This is a genomic window from Burkholderia sp. Ac-20384 (assembly GCF_017104605.1).
Lineage (GTDB): Bacteria > Pseudomonadota > Gammaproteobacteria > Burkholderiales > Burkholderiaceae > Burkholderia > Burkholderia lata.
In genome coordinates this window covers 1-3,260 of record NZ_JAAGPE010000538.1, presented here as the reverse complement: position 1 = coordinate 3,260, position 3,260 = coordinate 1, and the positions used below count along the sequence as shown (strand labels likewise).

The following is a 3,260-nucleotide window of genomic DNA, read 5'->3' as shown; positions in this document are numbered from 1 at the left end:
CTGCGCCGCGATGCGCCGGCGGCCGTTGCCGACGCATTCGTCGCGACGCGGCTCGCCGCGCCCGACTGGGGCCGCATTGCGGGCGGCTTCGACCCGCACGCGATCGACGTCGCCGCGCTGCTGCAGCGCGCGTACCCGGCCTGATGCCGTTTCGGACAGCTTATTACGACCCAGTTCGCCTTCGATCGCCCGCCCGGAGTCCCGATGAACCTCGTCGCCGCCCTTGACCGCGCCGCCCGTGCGACGCCCGACAAGCCGTTCCTCGTCAGCGAATCCGCGACGATCACCTATGCCGCCGCGTGCGAGCGCTCGCACCGCGCGGCAGCCGTGCTGAGCGCGCTCGGCGTCGCGGCCGGCGACCGTGTCGCCGCGATGTGCTTCAACACGCCGGCCTTCGTCGACCTGATGTTCGGCGCGTGGCGGCTCGGCGCGACGTTCGTGCCGATCAACCACAAGCTGCAGGCGCCGGAAGTCGACTACGTGCTTGAACACAGCCGCAGCAAGGCGCTGCTGTTCGACGTGGCGCTCGCACCGGTGGTCGAACGCCTTGTGCATCCCGCGCGGCGGCTCGTGACCGAAGGCGAGCTCGACGGCGTGCCGTGCTTCGACACGCTGTGTGCGACGATGGACGGCCTCGCGGGCATCGACCCGGCCGACGGCGACATCGCGCAGATCCTCTATACGTCCGGCACGACCGGCCACCCGAAAGGTTGCGTGCACAGCCACCGCACCGTGACGCTCGCGGCGATGCAGGCGGCCCTCGCGACCGGCATCGGCCGCCACGAGCGCACGCTGATGGCGATGCCGATCTGGCATTCGTCGCCGCTCAACAACTGGTTCGGCGGCACGCTGTATGCGGGCGGCACCGTCGTGCTGCTGCGCGAATACCATCCGCTGCGATTCCTGCAGACCGTCGAGCGCGAGCGCGTGACGCTGTATTTCGGCGCGCCGGTGTCGTACCTGCTGCCGCTCGACACGATCGACGGCTTCGCGGCGTTCGACCTGTCGAGCGTGCGCGCCTGGCTGTACGGCGGCGGCCCGATCGGCCCCGCGCAGGCCGAACGGCTCGCGCGTGCGTATCGCAGCGATGCGTTCTTCCAGGTGTACGGCATGACGGAAGCGGGCCCGGCCGGCACGACGCTGTATCCGGACGAGCAGATCGCGAAGGCCGGTTCGATCGGCCGCACGGGCGGCCCGGGCGTCGACCTGCGCGTCGTGCGGATGGACGGCATCGACGCGCAGCCGGGCGAGACCGGCGAGATCTGGCTGAAGACCGACAGCATGATGCTCGGCTATCTCGACGATGCGGCCGCGACGCGCGCCGCGTTCGCGCCGGACGGCTGGTATCGCACCGGCGACATCGCGCGGATCGATCAGGATGGCTACCTGTTCATCGTCGACCGGCTGAAGGACATGATCGTGACGGGCGGCGAGAACGTCTATTCGAAGGAAGTGGAGGACGTGCTCGGCGCGCATCCGGACATCGCCGAGGCGGCCGTCATCGGTGTCCCGCATCCCGACTGGGGTGAGACGGTCGTGGCGCACGTGGTGCTGCGCGCGGGCACCGTGCCCGATGCCGATGCATTGCGCGCGTTCTGCGGCGAGCGGCTGGCCGCGTACAAGATCCCGCGCGAATTCACATTCGCGCAGGCGCTGCCGCGCACGCCGACGGGCAAGCTGCAGAAGTTCCTGCTGCGCGTGCGGCGCGAATAGCCGCTTGCGCGGCGGCGGAAAAAGAAAAAGCCACCCGGCCCGACGGCCCGGTGGCTTTTTCGCATGATCGGCGGGGCGGCTACATTCACCGCCGCCCACGCGTCACATCACAGGTGCTTACTTGCCGCCGATGCTCTTCAGCGGCTTCCACTCGCCCTTCTCGACCTTGTACATCGTGATGCCGCCGTTCTTCAGGTCGCCCTTCGCGTCATACGCGACGTGCGTCGACGTCACGCCGGCCATGTCGGTCTTCGCGAGCAGCGGCAGGTACTTCGCCGGATCGGTCGAATCGGCCTTCTTCATCGCGTTGAACAAGGCCATCGCGCCGTCGTACGCGTACGGCGAGTACGTCTGCACGTCTTCGCCGAAGCGCTTCTTGTACTTGTCGGCGTACGTCTTGCCGCCCGGCATTTCTTCCAGCGGGAGACCTGCCAGCGAAGCGATCGTGCCGTCGGCCGCGTTGCCCGCGATCTTCAGGAACGTCGGCGTCTTCACCATTTCGCCGCTCATCAGCGGAGCCGTGATGCCGAGCGTCTTCATCTGCTTGACCATCGGTGCCGCCTGCGAATCCGCGCCGCCGTAGTAGACGAGATCCGGCTTCTGAGCCTTCAGCTTGGTCAGGATTGCCTTGAAGTCGACCGCCTTGTCGTTCGTGAATTCACGGTCGACGATCGACGCGCCGCCTGCCTTCGCCGCCTTCTCGAACTGGTCGGCGAGACCCTGGCCGTAGGCCGTGCGGTCGTCGACGATCGCGATCTTCTTCATGCCGAGATCCTTCGACGCGAACGTGCCGGCCACCGAGCCCTGCTGCGTGTCGGACGTCATCATGCGGAAGGTCGTCTTGTAGCCCTGCTGCGTGTATTCCGGTGCGGTCGCCATCGCGATCTGCGGAATGCCCGCGTTCGCGTAGATGCGCGAAGCCGGAATCGTCGTGCCCGAGTTGAAGTGGCCGAGCATGCCCTTGATGCCGTCGTCGACGAGCTTCTGCGCAACCGTCGTGCCGGTGCGCGGGTCAGCCTGGTCGTCCTGCGTGTCGAGTGCGAACTTCACCGGCTTGCCGCCGATCTTCGGGTTCGTCGCGTTGAAATCCTCGATCGCGAGCACGATCCCGTTCTGCATATCCTTGCCGTAGTGCGCCTGCGCGCCCGTCATCGGCCCTGCGTAACCGATCTTCACGTCATCCGCATGGGCCGTCCCCGCCAGCGACATGACGGCGACAAACGTCGCGCCTGCCAGCTTTTTCATCGTGTGTTGCATAGCATCTCCTTGGTACCAGGGTAAATGGAGCGGCTTCGGGATCGCCTTGCCGCTTCCTTTGTTTGATCCGAACGGCAAGGATGATCAGCCGATCGTCATCAAATTCGCATTGCCACCCGCCGCGGCCGTGTTCACGCTCACCGAGCGCTCCGTCAACAGCCGTTCCAGCGCGCTCAGGAAACTGGCCTGGTGCGCGACCATGTGCGCGATCTGGCCCAACGACAGGCCGCGCGCCTCGGCTGCACCCAGCCCCTGCGCCTCGAACGCGTGCGTCATCGTGTCGAGCGTGT

3 protein-coding genes are annotated in these 3,260 nt (G+C 67.1%); 1 reads left to right on the top strand and 2 read right to left on the bottom strand.

All coding sequences use genetic code 11. The features are described from left to right. The first annotated feature begins 204 nt into the window (after positions 1-204). The gene (locus G3O00_RS41305) at positions 205-1,713 is read left to right on the top strand and encodes an AMP-binding protein (RefSeq protein WP_206146447.1); all 1,509 of its coding nucleotides are present in this window, start codon (positions 205-207) and stop codon (positions 1,711-1,713) included. Positions 1,714-1,830: 117 nt separating this feature from the next. Here G3O00_RS41305 and G3O00_RS41300 read toward each other — a convergent pair whose 3' ends face one another. Together G3O00_RS41300 and G3O00_RS41295 are read right to left on the bottom strand one after the other, a co-directional pair. After that, positions 1,831-2,970, bottom strand: coding sequence for a branched-chain amino acid ABC transporter substrate-binding protein (locus G3O00_RS41300; protein ID WP_011350533.1), 1,140 nt, complete (start codon positions 2,968-2,970; stop codon positions 1,831-1,833). A gap of 84 nt (positions 2,971-3,054) precedes the next feature. Then, on the bottom strand, positions 3,055-3,260 hold a 206-nt coding region (locus G3O00_RS41295), incomplete at its 5' end, for a hypothetical protein (protein ID WP_206146448.1).

Excerpts from the sequence above, each read along its gene's own strand:
- G3O00_RS41305 (WP_206146447.1), top strand. The coding sequence starts at position 205 with ATGAACCTCGTCGCCGCCCTTGACCGCGCCGCCCGTGCGACGCCCGAC.
- G3O00_RS41300 (WP_011350533.1), bottom strand. The coding sequence starts at position 2,970 with ATGCAACACACGATGAAAAAGCTGGCAGGCGCGACGTTTGTCGCCGTC.